Source organism: Streptomyces sp. NPDC038135 (assembly GCF_055601245.1).
In genome coordinates, this window is sequence record NZ_JBVJXS010000013.1 from 128,929 (window position 1) to 153,757 (window position 24,829).

Consider the following 24,829-nt stretch of genomic DNA (forward strand, 5'->3'; position numbering starts at 1 on the left):
CGTCGACGGGGTGCGGGGCCCCCGAGTGTGATCGGATGGGACGCGGTACCCGAACAACTCGGACCCCCATGGAAAGGAAGAGCCGTGGCAACCACGCGCACCGCACACACCGTCTGGGAAGGCAACCTGCTCGAGGGCAACGGCGTCGTCACCTTCGACTCCTCCGGCATCGGCCAGCAGCCGGTGTCGTGGCCGTCGCGCGCCGAGCAGGCGAACGGCAGGACCAGCCCCGAGGAGCTGATCGCCGCCGCCCACTCCAGCTGCTTCTCCATGGCCCTCTCGCACGGTCTGGCCGGCGCCGGCACTCCGCCCACCCGTCTGGAGACGAAGGCCGACGTCACCTTCCAGCCCGGCGAGGGCATCACCGGCATCCACCTCACCGTCCGCGGCGAGGTGCCGGGCCTGGACGAGGACGGCTTCCGCTCGGCGGCCGAGGACGCCAAGAAGAACTGCCCGGTCAGCCAGGCCCTGACCGGTACGACCATCACCCTGACGGCCGAGCTGGCCTGACACCCGCACCTCCCGCCGATGCCGCGTGCCCACCGGGTGCGCGGCATCGCGTTTCCCGGGCACCCGTGCATTGACAAGCGCGCACCCGCGTTCTGTGCTGGGAGGGCGGCAGGCGTCCTGGCGGATGCGTCCCGGCGGAACCTCCTGGCGGAACCACTGGCGGAACCACTGGCGGAAGGGGACGGACCATGACACGTGCGGTCGGGATCGATCTCGGGACGACGAACTCGGTGGTGGCCGTCCTGGAGGGCGGCGAGCCGACCGTCGTCGCCAACGCGGAGGGCGCCCGCACCACCCCGTCGGTGGTGGCGTTCGCCAAGAACGGCGAGGTGCTGGTCGGCGAGGTGGCCAAGCGGCAGGCCGTCACCAACGTGGAACGCACGGCCCGCTCGGTGAAGCGGCACATGGGGGACGCGCACTGGCGCTTCCCGGAGCAGGGCGCCATCGACGGCAGCCGGCTGCGCGCGCAGGAACTGTCCGCGCGGGTGCTGCAGAAGCTGAAGCGGGACGCCGAGGCCTACCTCGGCGAGGACGTCACGGACGCGGTGATCACCGTCCCCGCCTACTTCGACGACACCCAGCGCCAGGCGACCAAGGAGGCCGGCGAGATCGCCGGCCTGAAGGTGCTGCGGATCATCAACGAGCCGACGGCCGCCGCCCTCGCCTACGGCCTGGACCGCGGCGAGGAGCAGACCGTGCTGGTCTTCGACCTCGGCGGCGGCACCTTCGACGTGTCCCTGCTGGACATCGGCGACGGCGTGATCGAGGTGAAGGCCACCAACGGCGACACCCATCTCGGCGGCGACGACTGGGACCAGCGGATCGTCGAGTACCTCGTCAAACGGTTCAAGGGCCAGTACGGCATCGACCTCGGCGCCGACAAGATGGCCGTGCAGCGGCTGCGGGAGGCCGCGGAGAGGGCCAAGATCGAGCTGTCCTCGTCCTCGGAGACGTCGATCAACCTGCCCTACATCACCGCCTCCGCCGAGGGCCCGCTGCACCTGGAGGAGAAGCTGACGCGCGCCCAGTTCCAGGAGCTCACCGAGGACCTGCTGGACCGCTGCAAGAAGCCCTTCCACCAGGCGGTCGCGGACGCGGGCGTGCAGTTGTCGGCGATCGACCACGTCATCCTGGTCGGCGGCTCCACCCGGATGCCCGCCGTCACCGGCCTGGTGAAGGAACTCACCGGCAAGGACCCGCACAAGGGCGTCAACCCCGACGAGGTCGTCGCGGTCGGCGCCGCGCTCCAGGCGGGCGTCCTGCGCGGCGACGTCAAGGACGTCCTGCTGCTGGACGTCACCCCGCTGTCCCTCGGCATCGAGACCAAGGGCGGCATCATGACGAAGATGATCGAGCGCAACACCACGATTCCCACCCGCCGTTCGGAGATCTTCACCACCGCCACGGACGACCAGCCCTCGGTCGGCATCCAGGTCTACCAGGGCGAACGCGAGATCGCCGCCTACAACAAGAAGCTGGGCGTCTTCGACCTCACCGGCCTGCCGCCCGCACCGCGCGGGGTCCCGCAGGTCGAGGTCGCCTTCGACATCGACGCCAACGGGATCATGCACGTCTCCGCCAAGGACCTCGCCACCGGCCGCGAGCAGAAGATGACCGTCACCGGCGGGTCCGCCCTGCCCAAGGAGGACATCGACCGCATGATGCGGGAGGCCGAGCAGTACGCGGAGGAGGACCGCAAGCGCCGCGAGACCGCCGAGACCCGCAACCAGGCCGAGCAACTCGTCTACCAGACCGAGCGGTTCCTCCAGGACAACGCCGACCGCGTCCCAGCGGAGACCCGCACCGAGGTCGAGGAGGCGGTCACCGAGCTGAAGACGCTGCTCGGCCAGAACGCCGAGACGGCCGCCCTGCGCACCGGAGTCGAGAAGCTCGCCACGGTCAGCCAGCGGATGGGCCAGGCCATGTACGCGAACGCGTCGGCCGCTTCGACGGATTCGGGCGGTTCCGCCGGCGCGGCCGGTGCCGCCGGGGAGCGGAGCGCGTCCGCGGACGAGGACGGCGTGGTGGACGCGGAGATCGTCGACGACGAGCGGGACACGAAGGGCGGGGCGGCCTGAGCCGGCGGCCGGGGGCCCGGCGTCACAGGGACTCGCGGTACTCCCGCAGCAGCTGCCGGGTGCGCCGCGCCGAGGAGGCCCGGGCGGTCATGTGGTCCAGGACCTCCAGGTGCGTGGAGATCTCCTGGCGGGAATCCAGGTACAGGGCGCCGGTCAGGTACTCGGTGAACACCATGTCCGGCAGCTCCGGTTCGGCGAACCGGAACAGCGTGAACGGCGCGTACGTACCCGGGTGCGGGCCGGCCGCGAACTCGGCGAGTTGCAGGGTGACCCGGTCCCGGTCGGCGTACTCCAGCAACCGGTCGAGCTGGTCGCGCATCACCGCGGCGTCGACACTCACCGGGCGCCGCAGCACCGTCTCGTCCATGATCACCCAGAGGTGGGGCGGGTCCGCCCGCTCCAGCAGCCGCTGCCGCGCCATGCGCAGCGACACGTGCCGCTCCATCGTCTCCGGCCCGGTGTGCCCGACCGTCCCGGCCTCCAGCACGGCGCGCGCGTACGCCTCGGTCTGCAGCAGGCCGGGCACGAAGTGCGGCTCGTAGGAGCGGACGATCCGGGCGGCCCCCTCCAGGCTCACGTACAGGCTGAACCAGTCCGGCAGCACGTCGTGGAACCGCTGCCACCAGCCGGGCTGGTTGGCCTCCTCGGCCAGCCGCACGAACGCGGCCTGCTCCTCCTCGGGCGCCCCGTAGGTGGCCAGCAGCACCTGCACGTAGGGGATCTTCAGCGCGACCTCGGCCATCTCCATCCGCCGTACGGTCGCCGACGCGACCCGGAGCACCCGGGCGGCCTCCTCACGGCTGAGCCCGGCCGCCTCCCGCAGTTCCTGCAACCGCTTGCCCAGCACCACCTGGCCCACGGTGGGCGCGGCGCGCCGCTCACTCACAGCCCGTCCTCCCCTACGCGCCGAAGTACCCGCGCAGTGTGTCACGCGACGCCCGGGTCGCACCCGCGGTCGAGCGGACCCGGCGCCACGAGGGGCGTCAACCGGCCAGTATGTGAAGGTACTTGGCGGTCGCCGGGTCGGCGGGCAGGAAGGTCTCGATGGCGAGTTCGGCGACCGTGACGTCCATGGGCGTGTTGAAGGTGGAGATCGACGACACGAACGACAGGACCCGCCCGTCGTGCTCGATGCGCAGCGGGAGCGCGAAGTACGCCACCGGCCCGGCCGGTTCGTCACCGGACGCGTCCTCGGGCACCGGGTATCCGGCGACCTCCTCGTACAGGGCCCGCAGCTGGTCCGAGCGGTCCAGGGCGATCTGCCGCTCCATCTGCGCGAGCAGGTGCCCGCGCCACTCGCGCAGGTTGCGGATGCGCGGCGCGAGTCCCTCGGGGTGCAGGGTGAGCCGCATCGCGTTCGGCGCCGGCGTCATCAGCTCCTCGGGGACTCCCTCCAGCAGTAGCGCGATCCCCCGGTTGGCGGCGACCACCGTGTACCCGGCGTCCACCACCAGCGCCGGGTAGGGCTCGTAGCCCTGGATGAGCCGTTCCATGCCGTCGCGCAGCGCGTCCAGCGCCGGGTCGTCCAGCGGGGTCTCCGGGTAGCGCGGCGCGTAACCGGCCGCCAGCAGCAGCGCGTTGCGCTCGCGCACCGGCACCTCGAGGTGCTCCGCCAGCCGCAGCACCATCTCCTCGCTGGGCCGAGACCGGCCGGTCTCGATGAAACTGATGTGCCGGGCGGAGGAGTCGGCGCGCAGCGCCAGCTCGAGCTGGGACACCCGGCGCCGCTCCCGCCAGGAGCGCAGCAGCCGGCCTGCCTGGCCCTTGTCGGCGTTCGTGGCGGCGGAGGCGGAGGGGCCGGTCGCGACAATGGTCATGCCGTCGACCGTAGTCGAGCGGCCCGCCCGGCGGCACGCCCCGGCACGAAGCCGGTCCCGCCCCGCCGCGGAGCGGTCAGGGAGCCGAACGGAGTGCCCGCGCGGCCGAACGGGGTGCGCGACGCAACCTGACCGGGTGCCCGGGCGGGCGGACGTGGCAGGCTGAACGCGTACCCGCACGCCCCGGAGGGAGCCGTCACATGGCCGTGGAACCGCTGTCGCAGAAGGAGATCGAGGACCGGCTGGCCGAGCTGCCCGGCTGGTCGCTGGACGGCGACCGGCTCACCCGGTCCTACCGGCTCGGCTCGCACTTCGCGGCGACGGCACTCGTCGTGCACGTCGCCGGCATCCAGGACGAGCTCGACCACCACTCCGACCTCACCCTCGGCTACAACACCGTCCACCTGAGCGTGAACACGCACAGCGCGGGCGGCGTCGTCACGGAGAAGGACTTCGCCCTCGCCCGCAGGGTGGAGGACATCGCCCCCGGCCACGGAACACACTGACGTGTGCTCGACTACGACGAGGAAGCGGACGCCTACGACGCCTCGCGCGGCGGCGAACCGCGCGCCGAGGCGGCGGCCGGGGCCGTCCTCGGCCTGATACCCGACCGGCCGGGCCGGCTCCTGGACATCGCCTGCGGCACGGGGCTCGTCACCCGGCGCCTGGCCGCCGCCCGGCCCGCGCTGCGGGTGACGGCGGCCGACCTCTCCGCCGCCATGGCCCGCCGGGCGGCCCACCGCCTGCCCGGCGCCGTCCTGCGGGCCGACTGCCGCCGCCTGCCCTTCCCCGACGCTACCTTCGACGCGGTCACCGGCGTCTGGCTGCTGCACCTGCTGTCCGGCCCCGACGAGGCGCGTGCCGTCGTCGCCGAGTGCGCACGGGTCCTCAGATCCGGCGGTGTCTACGTCACCACGGTCGACAAGGCCGCGGCGCACGACGTGGGCAGCGACATCGACGCCGTCCTCGCCCCGCGCCCCCGCCGCCCCGCCCAGGACGCCGCGGACGCCGTCGCCCGGTACGCCGCCGCCGAGGGACTCGTCCCGGCCGGACGAACCGCCTTCCCCGGCCGCGGCCAGGGCCGCAGCCCGCGCAGCACCGTCACCGACCTCAGGCGCGGCTGGTTCACCCTGCTGCCCCCGGACGACCCCATCACCGAGGAGTTCGCCACCCGCCTCGCCCGTCTCCCGGACCAGGACCGCCGCCGCCCGGACCCGGTCTTCCCCCTGCACGCCTTCCAGAAGCCGCCCACCGCCTGAAACTCCGACGCAGGGCGTCAGAGCCCGTGGCCCGTCCACGCGTCCGGCCGCGGGGTGAGGATCGAGCGGACCACGGGGCCGGACAACGCCATGACGTCGGAGACGAAGCGCAGGCGTCCGACGCCGAGGTGCCGCAGGGCCCGGCCGTGGTCGGTGGCGACGACGGCGGTGACCGCGAGGAGCAGCAGCCGCCACCCGGCCAGCACCGGGCGGCGTGCCGCGCGGGGCAGTTCGGCGAAGGAGGCGTGCAGCCGGGCGCAGTGGAAGGGCACGTGGCGCTCCTCGTCGGCCAGGACGCGGCCCGCCACCTCCGAGGTCAGCGGGTCCCCGGCGCCGTCGCGCAGGGCGCGGTAGTACCGCAGGGCCACCACCTCGGCGATCATCAGCACCAGCAGTTCGAGGCGCAGGCCCATCAGGCGCCGCAGCCGGACGAAGACCGTGTCGCTCCAGTGGCCGCTCAGCAGCGGCATCCCGCCCGCGGCCAGCAGACGGGCGAGCATCCTGGCGTGGTTCTGCTCCTCGGCGACGAACAGCCGGACCGCCCGGGCGTAGTCGGGGTCGCCCGCCTGGTCCGCCTTCGCCACGAGGTTGGCGCCGTCGCCGTCCTCCCCGACCTGGAAGCGCTGGATGCCCGCCCACACCGCGGGAGGCAGTGCCGCGCCCCGCCCCCAGTCCGGATCCCCGAGGGCGGCCCTCCGCCCCCGCTCGTCCTCGAAGTCCCGTGCCCACTTGGCGAACTCGTTGCCGTGCACCCGGTGTCCCTCCCCAGGGCGCGACCGTCGTGCCCTGGACAGGGACGACGTCCGGGGACGGCGAAACGTTGCATCGCCGTCCCAAAGACGCCGGTCTCGTGCTGTTCCCCGACCAGTCGCCGGTGAAGCCGAAGCTCACCGACGAGCCCGCCGCCACCGTGCCGTTCCAGCCCACGTTCCTCGTGGTCACCGGGGCGCCCACCCTGTCCGGGTCCACGGCGTCCGAGGCCAGGCTGACCATGCCCGTGTGCCCCCAGTCGTCCCAGCCGGCCGAGTCCAGCAGCGGGGTCCAGGTCTGCGTCGACTGCTGCCGGGTGCCGGCCGGCAGGCCTGCGGCGAGCGCCAGTACGGCCGTGAGGATGCGGGTTCTGCGCACGGTGGGGGGCCTCTCGCGGGGAGGGGTGCAGGACCGGGGAACGTGACGGCCGGGCGGCCCCCTGGTGCGGGTGGGGACCGCCCGGCCCGGTGGTCCCGTCGTCCGGTGACGGGACCGTGCACGCGGAGCGCCGGCGGGGACCTATTCGAGCAGCTCCGCGTACGAGCCCATGGCCAGGGCGATGTCCGCCTCGGCCCAGAAACGGTGGTACGTGAAGACGGGCGCGGCGCCGCCCTTGAGGTAGGCCTCGATCTTCGACCAGGCCGGGTCGTTCTTGTAGAAGGACCGGATCGAGGAGAACGTCGAGGACGAGTTGACCGCGTCGCCGTTCGGCATCCTGCCGCTCCAGCCGCTCGGCACGTACACGCTGTCGTTGAACCGGCTGTAGTCGCTCCGGGTCTCGGGGACGGCGATGCCGAGGCTGTCCTGGTAGTTGCCCCACATGCCGTCCAGCAGCGCCTTCGCCGTCGACTTCGCGGCGGAGTCACCGGACTTGGCGGCGTAGTACGTGAGCGTCTTGGCGTACGCGGCCGCCACGCCGACGTCGTCGGTGTAGTCGGCGACCGTCACGTGGAGTCCGCTGTTGGCGCCGGGGCTCGACGCGTTCCAGGTGTCGGGCTGGCCGGTCCACTGCAGGGTGGAGGGGATGCGGTACGTGCCGTCCGGGTTGACCGTGGTCTTGGACAGCGCCCACTTGACCCACTTGTCGAGCACGGCCTTGGCCTTCGCGTCGCCGGTCTGCTGGTAGTACTCGGCGACCCGCTCCATCGACCAGGCCTGGAAGCCGAACCACTGGTTGGACGGCGGGTCGTGGTAGACCGGCTGCCAGTCGTAGTACATGCCGTAGAACGTCGGCGTGCCTGCCGGCGGGGTGGCGTACCGGCCCTGCCAGGAGTTGGTCGCGCCGCCCGCGATCGCGCCCTCGGACGACTGCAGCCACTGGTAGAACTCGAGCTGCCGGGTGAGCGACTTGCCCCAGTCGGCCGCGCCCGTCGCCGACTTCGGCTTCAGGTCGGCGTTGTTGCTGAGCGCGTACGCGGCGAGCGGGTTCTGGTAGCCGCCGTGCACATGGCTGGAGCCGATCCGCCAGGCCCAGCCCGCGCTGGTGTCGGCGGCGCCGCCCCAGGCGTAGTACCAGGACAGCAGGTAGTGCGAGGCGTCCTTGCCGGTGCCGGCCGGGCAGGCGGACGGACCGACGCAGTTGCCGATCTTCTTGAAGTACTTGTCGTACATCGCGTACCGCAGGTAGTCGCCCATCTTCGCGGCCTTGGCGACGGTCGCGGAGACGTCACCGCTCTTGCCCTGCGCCTTCGCCCACACGTCGGCCCAGTAGGCGGCCTGCACCGCGCGCGCGTCCGCGTCCGGGGCGTCCGTGTACTTCCACTGCTTGGCGTAGGAGGAGTCGCCGGTGAACAGGTCCAGATAGCCGTTGGCGCCGCCGTACTTGAAGGCGTCGCAGGTCGGCTGCGGGACCGTCTCCCAGACGGACTCCTGCGGGCCGCGCTGGAAGGTGTTGATGTACGACGGTCCGGTGGCCGTCGGCCCGGCCTCGCACTTGCCGGGCTCGTCGCCGTAGCCGTAGACGTTGTCGACGTCCTGGATCCAGTGCATGCCGTAGACGTCGTCCGTGCCGTACGCGCTCTTCAGCTCACCGGCGATCGGGTCCGAACCCACGGAGACGCCCGTGTCCAGCTTGGCCGGGTACTCGTTCGGGGTGTCCTGTTCGGGCGCGTAGGTGGCCGGCTTCGAGGCGTTGTAGGAGGAGCTGGTCGGCTGGTCGGCGTGCGTGGGGATCATGTACTTCTCCATGATCTCCCAGGCGCCGTTGAACTTGGACCAGTCGCCGGTCACCTTCCCGTACATCGCCTGCAGCCACAGCAGGTAGCTGTAGGCCTCGGAGGTGGTCTCGTGGCCGTAGTCGGGAGCCTCGACGATCAGCGTCTCCACCGAGTGGTACGGGATGCCCTCGGGTGAGAAGTAGCCGTTCGCGGGGTTGGTGATCTTCCCGTACAGGTCCAGGAACCGGGCGTCGTACGCCTTCGACGCGGCCAGTTCCGTCACCGTGACCGTCGCCTTGGTGTGACCGGTCGCCGACGCGGTGAAGGTGGCGCTGCCGGTGCCGGAGGAGTCGGCGGTGACGGTCACCTTCTGCACGGTGTTCCAGTTGGACGGCGTGAAGGTCAGCGAGGAGCCGCCGGTGACCGACAGGCCCGTGTTGCCGGCCGTACGGGCGACGCCCACCGTCACATTGGCGCTCGGCTGCGTGGAGAGCTTCACGTCGAAGGTGCCGGACTTGCCCTGCTGGACGCCGAGCTGGGTGGGCGAGGCGACGACCGCCGGGCCCGAGGCGACCGTGATGCCGACCGGAGTGGACTCGGCGGAGGCGCCGAGGCTGTCGTACGCCTTGGCCACCAGCGAATGACTGCCCACGGTCAAACCAGAGGCCGAGAGCGCGTACGGCGCGCTGGTGTCCGTGCCCAGCAGCGTGGTGTCGTCGTAGAACTCCACCTTGGTCACGGTCGCGGCGTCGGCCGCCGCGGCGGTCGCGGCGAGCGGCACCGCGTCGCCCTGCGAGTACGTCGCGCCCGCGGCGGGGCTGGTCAGCACGGCGACCGGCGGCTGGTGCGCGCCGGCGCACGTGGTGCCGTTGACCGCGAAGGAGGCGGGCACCGTGTTGGTCCCGCTGTACGTGAACTGGGCGCCCGTGGACACCGCGGCCCCGGCGGCGATGGTGCCGTTGTACGAGGCGTTCTTCACGGTGACCGTCTGGCCGGACTGGGACCAGCTGCCGTTCCAGCCGTTGCTCAGCTTCTGGTTGCCCGAGTAGCCGTAGGTCAGGGTCCATCCGTCGATCGCGGACGTGCCGCGGTTGGTGAGGGTGAGGTCGGCGGTGAAGCCGGAGCCCCAGTCGTTGGTCCTGTAGTCGACGCTGCACTGGACGCCCGCCGCGTGCGCGGCCGTGGCGCCGGTGGCGAGCGTGGTGAGCGGCAGGGCGAGCGCCGCGATGGCGGCGGTCCACCATCGCCGCGCGGCTCTGCTCTTGCGTCCGGGATCCATGGTGCTGGTTCCTCCTTGCGGCTTGCGGCTCGAGGGGGGATGTCAAGGCTTGAACCAGTGGGAGCGCTCCCATAGTGAGGACGAGCCCGGGAGCGGTCAAGGTGCTTGAAGAGTCGAAATGATTCGACAGGTCCTCTCTCGGAAAAGTTCCTCAACTCCCCTGTGCAATCAGTCCAGTTGCCGCTACCTTCCATCGCACCAGTGGGAGCGGTTCCATTCAGTCGACGCGTCCGTCACGGCGCGCCAAGCTGCAAGGAGTCGCTCATGCGACACCCCCCGCGTTCAGTACTTTTAGCCGTCGCCGGTGCGACCGCGCTGCTCGGCGGCGTGCTCGTCCCGGTGGTCACGGCTGAGGGAGCCACACCGGCGTGCACGGTGGAGTACGCCGTCACCGGCCAGTGGGACGACGGCTTCCAGGGCTCCGTCAGGATCACGAACCACCAGGCCGCGACGATCGGTTGGAAGCTCACCTTCGACTTCGCGGCCGGCCAGAAGGTCACCCAGGGCTGGAACGCCAAGTGGTCCCAGTCCGGCACCACCGTCACCGCGGCCAACGAGAGCTGGAACGGCGGCCTCGGCTCCGGCGCGAGCGTCAGCGCCGGGTTCCTCGCCTCCTGGTCCGGCGGCAACGCGGTGCCGACGGCGTTCAGGCTCAACGGCACCACCTGCAACGTGGACTCCGAACCGACGACACCCCCGCCGACCGACCCGCCCCCGACCGATCCACCGCCGTCCGACGGCGCCGCGCCCGCCCTGCACGTCTCGGGCGGCAAGCTGGTGGACGCGGCCGGCCGCACCCGCAGGCTGCTCGGCGTGAACCGCTCCGGCGGCGAGTTCATGTGCGTGCAGGGCTACGGCATCTGGGACGGCCCGGTGGACGACGCGGCGATCGAGGCGATCGCCGACTGGAAGGCCAACGCGGTCCGCATCCCGCTCAACGAGGAGTGCTGGCTGGGTCTCTCCAACGTCAAGCCCGAGTACGGCGGCGTCAACTACATCGACGCGGTCAAGGACCTGGTGGCCCGCGTCGAGGCGCACGGCATGACGCCCATCGTCGAGATGCACTGGTCCTACGGCCAGTACACCGGCAACTCGGCGGGCTGCTCCGACGTGCACGCCACCTGCCAGAAACCGATGCCCGACATGCGGTACGCGCCGTCCTTCTGGGCGTCCGTCGCCAGCACCTTCAAGGACGACAGGGCGGCCGTGTTCGACCTGTTCAACGAGCCGTACCCGGACCGGGCGACCTCCGGCGCCGCGGACGCCTGGAAGTGCTGGCGGGACGGCGGCACCTGCCCCGGCATCTCCTACGAGGTGGCCGGAATGCAGGACCTGGTGGACAGCATCCGGGGCGCCGGAGCGAAGAACGTCATCATGGCCGGCGGGCTCGCCTACTCCAACGACCTCAGCCAGTGGCTGACGTACCGGCCCACCGACCCGGCGGGCAATCTCGCCGCCGCGTACCACGTGTACAACTTCAACACCTGCTCGAGCGAGAGCTGCTGGAACTCCACCCTCGCCCCGGTCGCGGCCCAGGTGCCGCTGATCGCCGGTGAGGTCGGGGAGAACACCTGCTCGCACGGTTTCACCGACCAGGTCATGAAGTGGTTCGACGACCGGAACCTGTCCTATCTCGGCTGGACCTGGAACACCTGGGACTGCTCCTCCGGGCCGTCCCTGATCTCCGGCTACGACGGCACACCCACCGCGTACGGCGCCGGCCTGCGCGACCACCTGCGCGCCCTCAACCCGTAACCGCATCACGGAAGAAGGAACCCGCACTCATGAGTCCTACCAGAATTTCGCTGCTCGCCGCCCTGGCACTGGTCGCCGGCGCCTCCGGGACGGCGCTCGTCGCCGGACCGGCCGGCGCGGCTGCCACCTCGGTCCCGTGCACCGTCGCCTACCAGATCCAGAACCAGTGGGACACCGGCTTCACCGCCAACGTCACCGTCACCAACAACGGCGCCGCCAAGTCGGGCTGGTCGGTGAAGTGGTCGTACGCCGGCAACCAGAAGGTCACCAGCGCCTGGAACGCGAAGGTCACCCAGAGCGGCGCCGCCGTCACCGCCGCCAACGAGAGCTACAACGGCGCGCTGGTCAACGGCGGTTCCGTCAGCTTCGGCTTCCAGGGCATTTACAGCGGCAGCAACGCCGTGCCCGCGACCTTCACCCTCGACGGGGTCACCTGCAACGTCGACGACGGCGGCAGCTCCGGCGGCGGCACCGGTGGCGACACGGGCGGCGGCACCGGCGGCGGCACGGGTGGTGACACGGGCGGCGGCACCGGCGGTGACACGGGCGGCGGCACCGGCGGCCGCGTCGACAACCCGTACACCGGGGCCAAGGTGTACGTGAACCCCGAGTGGTCGGCCCTCGCCGCCGCCGAACCCGGCGGCAGCCGCATCTCCAACCAGCCCACCGCCGTCTGGCTGGACCGGATCGCCGCCATCAACGGGGTGAACGGCGGCATGGGCCTGCGCGCCCACCTGGACGCGGCCCTGAAGCAGAAGGGCTCCGGCGACCTCGTCGTGCAGCTGGTCATCTACGACCTGCCGGGCCGTGACTGCTCCGCCCTGGCCTCCAACGGCGAACTCGGGCCGAACGACCTCGACAAGTACAAGAGCCAGTACATCGACCCGATCGCCTCCATCCTGTCCGACTCGAAGTACGCGGGCCTGCGGATCACCACGGTCATCGAGCCCGACTCGCTGCCCAACCTGGTCACCAACGCGGGGGGCACCGCGGGCAGCACCGACGCCTGCGCGACCATGAAGGCCAACGGCAACTACGAGAAGGGCGTCAGCTACGCCCTCGACAAGCTGGGCGCCATCGCGAACGTCTACAACTACATCGACGCCGGCCACCACGCCTGGCTCGGCTGGGACTCCAACCTCGGTCCCACGGTCCAGGAGTTCTACAAGGTCGCCACCAGCAACGGCGCCAGTGTGAGCGACGTGGCCGGGTTCATCGTCAACACCGCCAACTACAGCGCCACCAAGGAGCCGTACTTCAAGGTCACCGACTCGGTGAACGGCCAGACCGTGCGCCAGTCGAAGTGGGTCGACTGGAACCAGTACGTCGACGAGCAGTCGTTCGCGCAGGCGCTGCGGGACAAACTGGTCGGGTCCGGGTTCAACTCCGGCCTCGGCATGCTGATCGACACCTCCCGCAACGGCTGGGGCGGCACCGCCCGGCCCACCAAGTCCGGCCCGCTGACCTCCGTGGACGACTACGTCAACGGGAGCCGGATCGACCGGCGCGTCCACGCGGGCAACTGGTGCAACCAGAGCGGGGCAGGACTCGGCGAGCGGCCCACCGCGGCGCCTGCCGCCGGCATCGACGCCTACGTCTGGGTCAAGCCGCCGGGGGAGTCCGACGGCGCCAGCTCCGCCGTCAGCAACGACGAGGGCAAGGGCTTCGACCGCATGTGCGACCCCACGTACGGCGGCAACGCCCGCAACGGCAACAACCCCTCCGGCGCCCTGCCGAACGCGCCGCTGGCCGGGCACTGGTTCTCCGCCCAGTTCCAGCAGCTCATGCAGAACGCCTACCCGCCCCTTCCCTGACCGGCTGAACGTCCGCCGGGGCGCGGCCCTCACCGGCCGCCCCCCGGCGGTCCCTTTTTGCGGCACCGGCAACGAAACTGGCCCCGGCCCGGCGTTCCGGCGCAGGCTGTCCGCATCCGGACGACAGCGCCCAGGAGGCCGCACCCATGGCACACGAACACCACGACCACCACCACCCGCACCAGGGCCACCACCACGGCGGCGACGTCGACTGGGGTGCGATGGCCGCGATGCTGGAGACGGAGGCCGAGGTGTCCACACCGGCTTACTCCCACGCCCTGGCCTGGCTGAGCAAGGAGGTGACCGAACCCGGTCTGGTCGTCGACGCCGGCAGCGGGCCCGGGGTGCTCTCCGGCCTCTTCGCGGAGACCTTCCCCGGCGCCCGGGTGATCGCCGCCGACAGCTCCGAGCCGTTGCTGGAGCACGCCCGGGCCCGCGCCGCCCGCCTCGGCTACGCCGACCGTTTCGGCACCCTCGCCGGTGAGCTGCCCGGCGCGTTGCGGGAACTGGAGTACCCGGCGGACCTGCTGTGGGCGAGCCGCAGTGTGCACCACCTCGGCGACCAGCGGGCCGCGCTCGCCGCGTTCGCCGAACGGCTCGCGCCCGGCGGCACCCTGGCCATCCTGGAGGGCGGGCTGGCCCCCCGCTTCCTGCCCCGTGACATCGGCTTCGGCCGCCCCGGACTGCAGGCGCGTCTCGACGCAGCGCAGGAGGACCGGTTCGCCCGGATGCGGGCCGAGCTTCCGGGCGCCGTCGCCGTGACCGAAGACTGGCCCGCGCTGCTCGCCGCCGCCGGCCTGAAGCACACCGGCACCCGCAGCTTCCTGCTCGACCTGCCCGCCCCGGTTTCGGACCGGGTCCGCGCCCACGTCGTCGCCGTGCTGACCCGGACCCGGGAGATCCACGCCGACGCCCTCGACGCCGGGGACCGCGCCACCCTCGACCGGCTCCTCGACCCGTCCGACGAGCGCAGTCTGCACCACCGGCCCGACGTGTTCCTCCTGGCGGCCCACACGGTGCACCGCGCGGTCCGGCCCGTGTAGCGGGCGGTCACCGGGCTCGCCGAGAACACCCGGCGCCAGGTGACGGAGTTCGGCGTCGGCGTCAGCACCGTCGTCGTACGTCCGCTGGGGCAGCCCAACTGATCCGCCCCGACGTTCAGTTGTCCCGCAGGAACTGCCTGGCGAGCTGGTCCCCGAGAGAGACGGCCGCGCTGTGGCTCTCGATGGGGGAGACCTTGGAGTTCTTGAACAGGATGTAGGTCACGCCGGAGTCGACCCCGCCGGTGGCCGGGTCGGGGTCGATGCCGAGCGCCTTGGCGGTGGCGTACGAGGCCTCACCGATGATGGCGGTGGGCCCGGTGTCCCCGACGACGGCGTACTCCACCTTGCCGTCGTAGACCACGGCGACCACTCCGCCGCCCTTGATGCCGGCGCCGGTGTAGTTCCAGACGGTGCTGGAGCTGGGCACCACCACGTACGGCAGGGACTCGGCCTTCAGGGGCCTGCCGTCGGACTGGTGGAACGCGGTGTCGTCCTGGTACCAGGGGTCGTGGTCCTCGTTGCAGTTCGCGGTCCGCTGGCCGTCGCAGTCGATGTCCATGTCGGCCTTCCAGAACACCGCGCCGTTCTTGCCGCACACGGGGACCGTCGCCGAGGCCTCCTCGTCGGTGCGGTACTTGCCGTTGGAGATCTGGGAACAGGACGTCACCTTGGCGAGCAGGTCCGCCGCGCTCACCGTGCCCTCCTGGACGGAGGCCGGCGGGGCGCCGGAGGGGTCGACGGGGTCGGGGTCGGAGGCGTGGGCGGGAAGCACTCCGGCGGCGAGCAGAGCGGCGCCGGAAGCCGCGACGAGGGTCAGTGAACGCAGGCGCACTGTGGGGGGACCCTTCTGTTAGGAAAGTTTCCTTACCGGGCGTCCTACAAGGTGGCGTATGCGCATGCCCTCGTCAAGCACCTGTACGAGACTCGGCGTTGTGTTCGCTTTTGCGGGCCTTTGCCGCACACGGAAGACTGGTTCGGGTCGAAGCGACAGGCCACAGGGCACGCGGAGGCGAGAAGTCATGTTCGTGCGCACCGTCTACGTGACCGGCGACCCGGCGAAGATCGACACGGCGGTCCGGACCCTGAACACCGAGGGGCGCGAACTGCTCGAGGAGCGCCCCGGTTACCTCGGGGCCGGGGTCTTCACCGACCACGAGCTGGGCAAGCTGCTGGCGGTGAGCTGGTGGGCCTCCGAGCAGGCCCGCGGCAACAGCGACACGGTGATGCGGCAGCACCGGCAGGCGCTGCTGGAGCCGTTCGCGGGCACCCTGGCGGTGGAGAACATGGAGGCGGTCGTCCACCGTTCGCTGCGGGTGCCGCGCATGGGCGGCGGTCTGCGCGTGTCCCGGGTCGAGTTCGATCCCGCGGACGCCGCCCTGTTCGAGGAGACCTTCCGGTCGACCGTCCTGCCGCGCCTGGAGACGCTGCCGGGTCTCGCCCGGGCCGCTCTGCTCGTCGACCGCGAGCGCGGTCTGGGCCGGGTCGGCACCCTCTTCGTCGACCGCGCGTCCATGGCCGCGTCCCGGGCCGCCCAGGCCGCGGCCCGCCACGAGGCCGCGGCGAAGGCGGGGGCGAGGGTCGTGAGCCTGGAGGAGTTCGAGGTCGTGCACGCGGACGTGCACCTCGGCTGAGTCCGCGGGTTCGCGAAACGGCCGCCCGCCCCGCCCGTACGGCGGCTGCGGACGGCCGTTCGCCGTGCGGGGTCAGGCGACGTCGAACGTGGCCGGGTCCGGGCCGAGCCGCCGGTCCTCGTTCAGGGCGCTGATGGCCGCGAGGTCCTCGTCGTCCAGGCTGAAGTCGAACACCTGGATGTTCTCCTTGATCCGCGACGGCGTCACGGACTTCGGGATCACCACGTTGCCGAGCTGGACGTGCCAGCGCAGCACGACCTGGGCCGGGGTGCGGCCGTGCTTCTGCGCGATGGCGACGATCGCCGGCACCTCCAGCAGGCCCTTGCCCTGGCCGAGCGGCGACCAGGCCTCGGTGGCGATGCCCTGCTCCGCGTGCAGCTCGCGGGCCTGGTGCTGCTGCAGGTGCGGGTGCAGCTCGATCTGGTTGACCGCGGGGACCACCGACGTCTCCGCGATGAGCCGGTCCAGGTGCTGGGGAAGGAAGTTGGAGACGCCGATCGCCTTGACGCGGCCGTCGGCGTACAGCTTCTCGAACGCCCTGTAGGTGTCGAGGTAGGCGTCCCGCGACGGCAGCGGCCAGTGGATGAGGTACAGGTCCAGGTAGTCGAGACCCAGCTTCTCCAGCGACGCGTCGAACGCGCGCAGCGTGGAGTCGTACCCCTGGTCGCTGTTCCAGAGCTTGGTGGTGACGAAGACGTCCTCGCGGGGCAGGCCGGAGGCGGCGATGGCCTTGCCGGTGCCCTCTTCGTTGCCGTAGATCGCCGCTGTGTCGATGCTGCGGTACCCGGCCTCGAGCGCCGTGGCGACGGCCTGCTCGGCCTCGTCGTCCGGCACCTGCCAGACGCCGAAGCCCAGCTGGGGCATCTCGACGCCGTTGTTGAGGATGATCGGGGGGACCTTGCTGCTCACGAGCTCGTTGATCCTTCGGTTGTCGACAGGTGGTACCCCATCGTCAACGATCACGAGGCCCCCGCGCATTCCTGACGGCGCGATCCGCGCCGGGAATTTCCGCCGGAGGCGGCCGGCCCGCGGTGTCTCAGGCCTGGTAGAGCGCCTCGACCTCGCTCACGTACGCCTTCTCGATGGCCTTGCGCTTCAGCTTCAGCGACGGGGTCAGCAGGCCGTGCTCCTCGGTGAACGGCTGCGCCAATATGCGGAAGGTGCGGATCGACTCCGCCTGCGAGACCAGGGTGTTGGCGGCGACGACCGCCCGCCGCACCTCCGTCTCCAGGTCCGGGTCGCGCACGAGCTGCGCGGGGCTGAGCCGGGGCTTGCCGCGCATCTGCAGCCAGTGCTCGACGGCCTCCTGGTCGAGCGTGACCAGGGCGGCGATGTACGGCCGGTCGTTGCCGACGACGATGCACTGGTTGATCAGCGGATGCTCGCGCACCCGCTCCTCCAGCACCCCGGGGGAGACGCTCTTGCCGCCGGAGGTCACCAGGATCTCCTTCTTGCGGCCGGTGATCGTCAGGTAACCGTCCTCGTCCAGGGCGCCGAGGTCGCCGGTGGCGAGCCAGCCGTCGTGCAGGGTCCCGTCGGTGGCCTTCTGGTTGTTGAGATAGCCCTGGAACACGTTGCCGCCGTGCAGCCAGACCTCGCCGTCGTCGGCGATGTGCACGGTGACGCCCGGGATGGGCTGGCCCACGGTGCCGTAGCGGGTGCGCTCGGGCGGGTTGGCGGTGGCGGCCGCCGAGGACTCGGTCAGGCCGTAGCCCTCGTAGATCTGCACCCCGGCGCCCGCGAAGAACAGCCCGAGCCGCCGGTCCATCGCGGAGCCGCCGGACATCGCGTTGCGGATGCGGCCGCCCATGGCCGCGCGCACCTTGGAGTACACGAGCTTGTCGAAGAGCTGGTGCTGCATCCGCAGGCCGGCCGACGGCCCGGGGCCGGTGCCCCACGCCTTGGCCTCGACGGCGTCCGCGTACTTCACCGCGATGTCGACGGCCTTCTCGAAGGGCCCGTCCCGGCCCTCCTTCTCCGCCTTGCGCCGGGCGGAGTTGAACACCTTCTCGAAGATGTACGGCACCGCGAGGATGAACGTGGGCCGGAAGGCCTGCAGATCGGGCAGCAGGGCGGCCGCGTGGAGCTGCGGCTGGTGCCCGAGGCGTACCCCGCCGCGGATGGTGGCGACCTCGACCATCCGGCCGAAGACGTGCGCGAGCGGCAGGAACAGCAGGGTGGAGGCCTCGTCGCCCTTCTTGGTGTGGAACACCGGCTCCCAGCGCCGGATCACCGTGTCCGCCTCGTACATCAGGTTGCCGTGGGTCAGCACACAGCCCTTGGGGCGGCCGGTGGTGCCCGAGGTGTAGATGATCGTGGCGACCGACTCCGGGGTGATCGCCTGGCGGTGCCGGTCCACCACCTCGTCGTCCAGGTACGCGCCGGAGTCGTACAGCTCCTGCACACAGCCCGAGTCGAGCTGCCACAGCTCACGCAGCCGCGGCAGCCGGTCGATCACGGTGGCGATGGTCATCGCGTGGTCCTCGTGCTCCACGATCGCCGCCGTCACCTCGGCGTCGTACAGCATCCAGAAGCACTGCTCCGCCGAGGACGTCGGATAGACGGGGACCACCTGCGCGCCGATCGTCCACAGCGCGAAGTCGAAGAGGGTCCACTCGTAGCGCGTGCGGGACATGATGGCGACCCGGTCGCCGAACCGGATGCCCCTCGCCAGCAGGCCCTTGGCCAGGGCCAGCACCTCGTCCCGGAACTCCGCCGAGGTCACGTCCCGCCACTGACCGGACTCGTCCTTGCGGCCGAGCGCCACGTGCAGGGGGTCCGTCCGGGCATGTTCGAAGACGGCGTCGGCGAGTCCGCCCACCAGCGGCGCCGACGTCAACGGAGGGGTGGTGAACTCGCGCAATCCCTCGCTCCCCGTCCTTGCTTTTCGGTCACGTCCGCGACGCTCCGCACGGCGCCGTGAAAGCTACCCCACCCGTCAGCCGGGCGGGAGGGGCGCGGAAAACGAGCAAACCTCGCCTTCTTACCCGACGACGATCGGAAAATACCCTCACATGGGTAAGGGCCGGACACAATACTGACGAGTCAGTAACTTACGGAGCCGTAATCTCCACCGAATCTGTACGACGCGGTTACCGCTTGCCGACCTGGCCAGAGCGCCGGAAAGGACGGTCCCAAGGCCTTCTCGTCGTGACCGGCCAGGGCCCCTGGCCAAAATCAGCGCCCGGCGCGCTGCCGCCCGTGCAGCCGGTCGCCGCCCGCCAGGATGGCCGCGGCCAGCGCGGCGGCGGCCGCGTCGGCGGCGCCCCGGCGCCTGCCGTGCACCACGACGAAGTCGACCTTGCCCAGTTCCGGCAGGGCCGGGCGCTCCGGCAGCCGGAACAGGCCCGGCGGGATCAGGCGCCTGGAGTGGGCCATGACCCCGAGACCGGCGCGGGCCGCGGCGACGAGGCCGTTGAGACTGCCGCTGGTGCACGCGATCCGCCACTCGCGGCCCTGCGCCTCCAGCGCCTCCAGGGCGCGGGCCCGGGTGATGCCCGGCGGGGGGTACACGATGAGCGGGACCGGCCGGTCCGGGTCCAGCCGCAGGTGCTCGGAGCCGATCCAGACCAGGTCGTCGCGCCACACCAGCTCGCCGCGCGGGTCCTCGGGCCGCCGCTTGGCCAGCACCAGGTCGAGCTTGCCCGCCGCCAGCCGCTCGTGCAGCGTGCCGGACAGCTCCACGGTCAGCTCCAGGTCGACCTCGGGATGGTCGTGGCGGAAGCGCTCGAGGATCTCCGGCAGCCGGGTGAGGACGAAGTCCTCCGAGGCGCCGAAGCGCAGCCGGCCGCGCACCCGGGTGCCGGTGAAGAACGCCGTCGCCTGCTCGTGCACCTCCAGCAGCCGGCGCGCGAAGCCCAGCATGGCCTCGCCGTCCTCGGTCAGCTCCACCGAGTGGGTGTCCCGGGAGAAGAGCTGACGGCCGGTGGCGTCCTCCAGCCGCCGCACGTGCTGGCTGACCGTCGACTGGCGCAGTCCGAGGCGCCGGGCGGCCTGGGTGAAGCTCAGCGTCTGCGCCACCGCCAGGAAGGTGCGCAGGTGGGTGGGGTCGTACACGCCCGCAGTCTAGTCGTGGTCATCACGGAACACGATGGCAGTCAGAGTGGTATGCCGGATTCCCGATCGGCGCACTGCGGAGGACGATGGAGGGGGCCCTCCGGGCCCGGACGTGACCGACGAACAGCGAGTGGAGCACCGTGAAACGCCCGCACTGGCCGAGCTGGATGCCGATCGACCCGTACATCGTGCTGCTGATCGGCACGGTGGGGCTCGCGGCGCTCCTCCCGGCCCACGGCACCGGAGCGGACGTCGCCTCCGGGGCGTCCACGGCGGCGATCGCCTTCCTGTTCTTCCTCTACGGCGCCCGGCTCTCCACCCGCGAGGCGCTGGACGGGCTGCGTCACTGGCGTCTGCACGGCACCGTGCTGGCCTGCACCTTCGTGATCTTCCCGGTGCTGGGCCTGGCCGCCCGCGGACTGGTCCCGGTGCTGCTGACCCAGCCGCTGTACCAGGGGTTGCTGTTCCTGACGCTGGTCCCGTCCACGATCCAGTCGTCCATCGCGTTCACCTCGATCGCCCGCGGCAACGTGCCCGCCGCCATCTGCGCCGGCTCGTTCTCCTCCCTGGTGGGCATCGTCGCGACCCCGCTGCTGGCGGCCGCCCTGCTGGGCAACAGCGGCGGCGGGTTCTCCGCCGACTCGCTGGTGAAGATCGTGCTGCAACTGCTGGTGCCGTTCGTCGCGGGGCAGGTGCTGCGCCGGTGGATCGGCGGCTTCGTCGCCCGGCACAAGAAGGTCCTCGGCCTGGTCGACCGCGGCTCGATCCTGCTGGTCGTCTACACCGCTTTCAGCGAGGGCATGACCCAGGGCATCTGGCACCAGGTCAGCGCCGTGCGGCTGGGAGCGCTGCTCGTCGTCGAGGGCGTGCTCCTGACCGTGATGCTGCTGCTGACCTGGTACGGCGCACGCGCGCTCGGCTTCGGCCGGGCAGACCGGATCGCGATCCAGTTCGCCGGGTCGAAGAAGTCCCTCGCCTCCGGCCTGCCCATGGCCAGCGTCCTGTTCGGCGCCCACGCCTCCCTGGCCGTGCTGCCGCTGATGCTCTTCCACCAGATGCAGCTCATGGTGTGCGCGGTCATCGCCAAGCGGCGCGCCCACGACCCGGAGGCCGCCGAGCCGCCCGGGCCCGCCGCCGGGTCCCGCACGGCGGTCGGCACCGGCTCCCGCTGAGCCCCCGCCCGTCCGGCGCCGGCCGCTCCCCGGGGTCCTCACCGGGCCGCCGCGGCTTCCGCGGCCTCCCTGACCCGGATCCGGCGCCGGCGGTCGGCCGCCGACCCGGTCCAGCGGCAGCCACGGCACGGTGTCCCTCGGGGACCGCCGCTCCTTCGCGGCGCCGCTACGGCCGCAGGACGACCTTGCCGAGGTTGGCCCGTGCCCGGACGGCCTCGTGCGCCTTCGCCGCGTCCTCCAGCGCGAACTCGCCGTGCACGGCGGGTCTCAGGGCGCCGTCGGAGAACAGGCGCCACAGCTCCCGCCGCCACCGCTCGTACAGCTCAGGCCGGCCGCGGGCGATCAGCGCCATCTGGAACCCGATCACCGACTTGGCGCCGACCAGCAGGTCGTACGCCTGGATCGTGCCGCCGCCGGAGCTGTAGGCGACCAGCCGGCCGTGCGGGGCGAGCGCGGCGAGAGCGGGGGTGAGCAGATCACCGCCGACCGCGTCCAGCACGCAGTCGTACGGCTCCCCCCACCGCTCGTCGCCGTACCGGACGCAGTCGTCGGCGCCGAGCGAGCGGACGAAGTCCGCCTTCGCCGGGTCGGAGACGGCGCCCACCACCCGCCGGGCACCCAGCACCCGCGCCAGCCGCACCGCGAGCTGGCCGGCCCCGCTCGCGGCGGCCGTGACGAGCACCGACTCGCCGCGCACGGGGCCGGCGGCGTGCAGCGCGCCGCGGGCCACCAGTCCGCCGCGCACCAGCGCGACCGCGTCGACGCAGGTCGCGTCGTCGGGCACCGGGGAGGCCATGTCCTCACGCAGCAGGGCGAAGTCGGCGTAGCCGTGGCCGAAGCACAGCCCGGTCACCCGGTCGCCGGCCCGGAAGCGGCTCACGTCCTCGCCGGCGGCCACCACCGTGCCGGCGATCTCACCGCCCAGCGGGATCGGTTCGGCGGCCTCGGTCACCTTGCGGACGACGGGCAGCGTGACCCCGACCGCCTCGCAGCGCACCAGCAGCTCCCCGGCGCCGGGCTCGGGTACGGCGGCCTCCTCCACGAACAGCGGACCGCCGGCGGACTCGTAGCGGACGCGGCGCATCGCGGCCTCCAGACCCCGGGACGCACCCCGGGCAGGTCGTTGGGAACACCCATGAACTCGTTGGGAGCCCCAACGGTACTGAAGAGTCGTTGGGAAGTCCAAGGATTTCTGGCTAGGCTGCCGTCATGGCCGAAGCACCCCTCCCCGCCATCCGCGCCCTGCCCAGCTGGGTCCTCGGCCGGGCCGCCGCCCGGGGCCGCGCCCTGGTCGCCGACGCCCTGGCGGCCGAGGGCATGAAGATGTGGCACCACGTCGTCCTCTCCGCCGTCCGCGACCTGGCGCCCGTCGCCCAGGCCGACCTCGGCCGCGGGGTCGGCCTCGACGCCAAGGACCTGGTCGGCGTCCTCAACGACCTGCAGTCCGCCGGTTTCGTCCTGCGGGCCCCGGACCCGAAGGACCGGCGCAAGAACGCCGTGTCCCTCACCGAGGACGGCGCCCGTCTGCTCGTCCGCTGCGAGAAGGCGGCCCGCGAGGCCAACGACGAACTGCTCGCCCCGCTGTCGACGACTGAACGCGATCAGTTCATGGGCCTGTTGACCCGGATTTCCGGCACCGTCGGCTGACGGCGGTTAACGTTCCGTCATGACCGCAGCTCCCGTGCTCGATCCCCGGCGCACCGCCCTCGTCCTGGTCGACCTGATGGACCGCGTCGTCGCGCTGCCCCTGGAACCCCGCAAGGGCACCGAGGTGCTCACCACCGCCGAGGAGCTGGCCGCCGCCTTCCGCGCGGCCGGGGCGCTCGTCGTGCTGATCCGGGTCGAACGCCCCACGGTCGCCGAGCAACCGCCCGGCAGCGGTCTGGTGGCGGGCTTGCGCCGGGACGGCGACCTGGAGGTGGTCAAGCGCACCATCGGCGGCTTCCACGGCACCGACCTCGACGAGCGGCTGCGCGAGCGGGGCGTGCGCACGCTGGTGTTCGGCGGCATCGCCACCAACCTCGGCGTCGAGTCCACCGCCCGCGCCGCCGCCGACCTCGGCTACGACCTGGTCTTCGTCGAGGACGCCATGGCCGCGCTCACCGCCCCCGAGCACGAGGCCTCGATCCGGCTCGACTTCCCGCGCCTGGGCACGGTGATCGGCGCGCGGGACCTGCGTCTCACCCGCGGCTGACGGTTCGCGGAGCCGCGTTCCGCGCGCGGTTCCGGCCGGCCGAACAGCGGAGCCCCCGCGGCGCAGGGCGCCCGCCGGCAGGGGCCCCGCCGCCGTGCCGCGGGGGACCCGTCAGCTCCGCGCGGCCGTGGCCGGCAGGGCGACGCGGTCCTCGCCCGCGTACACGTTCATCGAACCGCCCCGCAGGAAGCCCACCAGGGTCAGGCCCGTCTCGGCGGCCAGGTCGACGGCCAGCGACGACGGCGCCGACACGGCCGCGAGCACCGGGATGCCCGCCATCACGGCCTTCTGCGCCAGCTCGAACGAGGCGCGGCCCGAGACCAGCAGGATCGTGCGGGACAACGGCAGGTCGCCGTTCTGCAGCGCACGCCCGACCAGCTTGTCGACCGCGTTGTGCCGGCCCACGTCCTCCCGCGCGTCCAGCAGTTCCCCGTCCTCGCTGAACAGGGCCGCCGCGTGCAGGCCCCCGGTGCGGTCGAACACCCGCTGGGCCGCCCGCAGCCGGTCGGGCAGGCCGGCCAGCAGCTCGGGGGTGACCCGGACCGGGGGAGTGTCGGCGATCGGCCAGCGCGTGGTGGTGCGGACGGCGTCCAGGCTGGCCTTCCCGCAGAGGCCGCACGAGGAGGACGTGTACACGTTCCGCTCCAGGCTGAAGTCGGGCAGCGCGACGCCGGGCGCGGTCTTCACGTCGACCACGTTGTAGGTGTTCGAACCGTCGGCGGTCGCTCCCGCGCAGTACACGATGTTCAGCAGGTCGGCGGCGGTGCCCAGGACGCCCTCGCTCACCAGGAACCCCGCCGCCAGCGCGAAGTCGTCGCCCGGTGTGCGCATGGTGATCGCGAGGGGTCTGCCGTTCAGCCGGATCTCCAGCGGTTCCTCGGCGACGAGCGTGTCCGGCCGGGTGGAGACCGCCCCGTCCCGGATGCGGAGGACCTTGCGTCGTTCCGTGACTCGTCCCATGTCCTGATCAGCCCCGGTTCTGTACGTGCTGGTAGCCGAAACGGCCCTTGATGCGGAGATTGCCGTGGGTCACCGGGTTGTCGTGCGGTGAGGTGACCTCGACGATCTCATTGTCCTGCACATGGAGCGTGAGGTCGCAGCCCACTCCGCAGTAGGCGCACACCGTCGTCGTCTCCGTCTGCCTCGACTCATCCCAGGTACCCGCCGACCGCCTGTCGAACTCCGGCCTGCACGACAGCGCACCCGTCGGGCACACCTCGACGCAGTTCCCGCAGTTCCCGCAGGCCCAGTCGGTCAGCGGCGCGTCGTGCTCGACGGCGATCCGCGCGTCGAAGCCCCGCCCGGCGACCGCGCC

Annotated in this window: 21 protein-coding genes and 2 pseudogenes; 11 read left to right on the top strand and 12 right to left on the bottom strand. The window is 71.9% G+C overall.

What is annotated here, in order from left to right; all coding sequences use genetic code 11:
- Positions 1-84: 84 nt before the first annotated feature.
- Positions 85-510, top strand: a complete 426-nt coding sequence (locus ACZ7JA_RS32670) for an OsmC family protein (protein WP_199212717.1) — start codon at positions 85-87, stop codon at positions 508-510.
- Positions 511-698: 188 nt separating this feature from the next.
- Positions 699-2,588 carry a molecular chaperone DnaK gene (gene dnaK, locus ACZ7JA_RS32675; RefSeq protein WP_470811983.1) on the top strand — a complete coding sequence of 630 codons (1,890 nt, stop codon included), beginning with the start codon at positions 699-701 and terminating at the stop codon, positions 2,586-2,588.
- A gap of 22 nt (positions 2,589-2,610) precedes the next feature.
- On the opposite strand, the gene ACZ7JA_RS32680 is transcribed toward dnaK, so the two are convergent.
- Positions 2,611-3,474, bottom strand: a complete 864-nt coding sequence (locus ACZ7JA_RS32680; RefSeq protein WP_470811985.1) for a helix-turn-helix domain-containing protein — start codon at positions 3,472-3,474, stop codon at positions 2,611-2,613.
- 97 nt (positions 3,475-3,571) lie between these two features.
- On the bottom strand, positions 3,572-4,405 hold the full coding sequence (locus tag ACZ7JA_RS32685; protein WP_470811987.1) for a helix-turn-helix domain-containing protein: 834 nt from the start codon (positions 4,403-4,405) through the stop codon (positions 3,572-3,574).
- Between the two features lie 200 nt (positions 4,406-4,605).
- On the opposite strand from ACZ7JA_RS32685, the gene ACZ7JA_RS32690 reads away from it, so the two are divergent.
- Positions 4,606-4,911, top strand: a complete 306-nt coding sequence (locus ACZ7JA_RS32690; protein ID WP_389453467.1) for a 4a-hydroxytetrahydrobiopterin dehydratase — start codon at positions 4,606-4,608, stop codon at positions 4,909-4,911.
- A gap of 3 nt (positions 4,912-4,914) precedes the next feature.
- A complete protein-coding gene (locus ACZ7JA_RS32695) occupies positions 4,915-5,664 on the top strand; it encodes a class I SAM-dependent methyltransferase (RefSeq protein WP_470811990.1) in 750 nt (249 codons plus the stop codon).
- Between the two features lie 17 nt (positions 5,665-5,681).
- Here ACZ7JA_RS32695 and ACZ7JA_RS32700 read toward each other — a convergent pair whose 3' ends face one another.
- The 3 genes and pseudogenes from ACZ7JA_RS32700 to ACZ7JA_RS32710 all read right to left on the bottom strand — a co-directional run bounded on the left by ACZ7JA_RS32700 (position 5,682) and on the right by ACZ7JA_RS32710 (position 9,849).
- Positions 5,682-6,416, bottom strand: a complete 735-nt coding sequence (locus tag ACZ7JA_RS32700; RefSeq protein WP_470811992.1) for a ferritin-like domain-containing protein — start codon at positions 6,414-6,416, stop codon at positions 5,682-5,684.
- Between the two features lie 139 nt (positions 6,417-6,555).
- Positions 6,556-6,657, bottom strand: a pseudogene (locus ACZ7JA_RS32705) (hypothetical protein); the annotation flags it as partial.
- A gap of 276 nt (positions 6,658-6,933) precedes the next feature.
- Entirely contained in the window at positions 6,934-9,849 is a 2,916-nt protein-coding gene (locus tag ACZ7JA_RS32710) for a glycoside hydrolase family 48 protein (protein ID WP_470811994.1), read from the bottom strand.
- Between the two features lie 264 nt (positions 9,850-10,113).
- Here ACZ7JA_RS32710 and ACZ7JA_RS32715 point away from each other — a divergent pair, with 264 nt between their 5' ends.
- The 3 genes from ACZ7JA_RS32715 (at position 10,114) to ACZ7JA_RS32725 (ending at position 14,461) form a co-directional block, all read left to right on the top strand.
- Complete coding sequence (locus tag ACZ7JA_RS32715) at positions 10,114-11,604, top strand: cellulose binding domain-containing protein (protein WP_470811996.1); 1,491 nt, start codon at positions 10,114-10,116, stop codon at positions 11,602-11,604.
- Between the two features lie 29 nt (positions 11,605-11,633).
- Positions 11,634-13,418: a glycoside hydrolase family 6 protein gene (locus ACZ7JA_RS32720; protein ID WP_470811998.1), complete on the top strand. Its 1,785-nt coding sequence runs from the start codon at positions 11,634-11,636 to the stop codon at positions 13,416-13,418.
- 146 nt (positions 13,419-13,564) lie between these two features.
- Positions 13,565-14,461, top strand: coding sequence for a class I SAM-dependent methyltransferase (locus ACZ7JA_RS32725; protein WP_389300957.1), 897 nt, complete (start codon positions 13,565-13,567; stop codon positions 14,459-14,461).
- 115 nt (positions 14,462-14,576) lie between these two features.
- Here the strand turns inward: ACZ7JA_RS32725 and ACZ7JA_RS32730 are convergent, their stop codons facing one another.
- Positions 14,577-15,293 carry a glycoside hydrolase family 75 protein gene (locus ACZ7JA_RS32730; protein WP_470812000.1) on the bottom strand — a complete coding sequence of 239 codons (717 nt, stop codon included), beginning with the start codon at positions 15,291-15,293 and terminating at the stop codon, positions 14,577-14,579.
- Between the two features lie 187 nt (positions 15,294-15,480).
- On the opposite strand from ACZ7JA_RS32730, the gene ACZ7JA_RS32735 reads away from it, so the two are divergent.
- Positions 15,481-16,092 (top strand): hypothetical protein, encoded by a 612-nt coding sequence (locus tag ACZ7JA_RS32735; protein WP_351668955.1) that lies wholly within the window; start codon positions 15,481-15,483, stop codon positions 16,090-16,092.
- Positions 16,093-16,164: 72 nt separating this feature from the next.
- Here the strand turns inward: ACZ7JA_RS32735 and ACZ7JA_RS32740 are convergent, their stop codons facing one another.
- The 3 genes from ACZ7JA_RS32740 to ACZ7JA_RS32750 all read right to left on the bottom strand — a co-directional run bounded on the left by ACZ7JA_RS32740 (position 16,165) and on the right by ACZ7JA_RS32750 (position 20,148).
- The gene (locus tag ACZ7JA_RS32740) at positions 16,165-17,001 is read right to left on the bottom strand and encodes an aldo/keto reductase (protein ID WP_389300965.1); all 837 of its coding nucleotides are present in this window, start codon (positions 16,999-17,001) and stop codon (positions 16,165-16,167) included.
- Between the two features lie 127 nt (positions 17,002-17,128).
- Positions 17,129-18,955 (bottom strand): AMP-dependent synthetase/ligase, encoded by a 1,827-nt coding sequence (locus ACZ7JA_RS32745; protein ID WP_351668951.1) that lies wholly within the window; start codon positions 18,953-18,955, stop codon positions 17,129-17,131.
- A 314-nt stretch (positions 18,956-19,269) separates the two neighbouring features.
- The gene (locus tag ACZ7JA_RS32750; protein ID WP_470812004.1) at positions 19,270-20,148 is read right to left on the bottom strand and encodes a LysR substrate-binding domain-containing protein; all 879 of its coding nucleotides are present in this window, start codon (positions 20,146-20,148) and stop codon (positions 19,270-19,272) included.
- Positions 20,149-20,288: 140 nt separating this feature from the next.
- Between ACZ7JA_RS32750 and ACZ7JA_RS32755 the strand changes: the two genes are divergently transcribed.
- Positions 20,289-21,320 carry a bile acid:sodium symporter family protein gene (locus ACZ7JA_RS32755; protein WP_470812006.1) on the top strand — a complete coding sequence of 344 codons (1,032 nt, stop codon included), beginning with the start codon at positions 20,289-20,291 and terminating at the stop codon, positions 21,318-21,320.
- 166 nt (positions 21,321-21,486) lie between these two features.
- On the opposite strand, the gene ACZ7JA_RS32760 is transcribed toward ACZ7JA_RS32755, so the two are convergent.
- Positions 21,487-22,404 carry a quinone oxidoreductase family protein gene (locus tag ACZ7JA_RS32760; protein ID WP_389300972.1) on the bottom strand — a complete coding sequence of 306 codons (918 nt, stop codon included), beginning with the start codon at positions 22,402-22,404 and terminating at the stop codon, positions 21,487-21,489.
- Positions 22,405-22,529: 125 nt separating this feature from the next.
- Between ACZ7JA_RS32760 and ACZ7JA_RS32765 the strand changes: the two genes are divergently transcribed.
- Both ACZ7JA_RS32765 and ACZ7JA_RS32770 read left to right on the top strand, forming a co-directional pair.
- Positions 22,530-22,967, top strand: a complete 438-nt coding sequence (locus ACZ7JA_RS32765; RefSeq protein ID WP_351668946.1) for a MarR family winged helix-turn-helix transcriptional regulator — start codon at positions 22,530-22,532, stop codon at positions 22,965-22,967.
- Positions 22,968-22,986: 19 nt separating this feature from the next.
- Positions 22,987-23,514, top strand: coding sequence for an isochorismatase family protein (locus tag ACZ7JA_RS32770; RefSeq protein WP_389300975.1), 528 nt, complete (start codon positions 22,987-22,989; stop codon positions 23,512-23,514).
- Between the two features lie 111 nt (positions 23,515-23,625).
- Here the strand turns inward: ACZ7JA_RS32770 and fdhD are convergent, their stop codons facing one another.
- The gene (gene fdhD / locus ACZ7JA_RS32775) at positions 23,626-24,474 is read right to left on the bottom strand and encodes a formate dehydrogenase accessory sulfurtransferase FdhD (RefSeq protein WP_403680873.1); all 849 of its coding nucleotides are present in this window, start codon (positions 24,472-24,474) and stop codon (positions 23,626-23,628) included.
- Between the two features lie 7 nt (positions 24,475-24,481).
- Positions 24,482-24,826 (bottom strand): annotated as a pseudogene (locus tag ACZ7JA_RS32780) (4Fe-4S binding protein); the annotation flags it as partial.
- Positions 24,827-24,829: the final 3 nt, after the last annotated feature.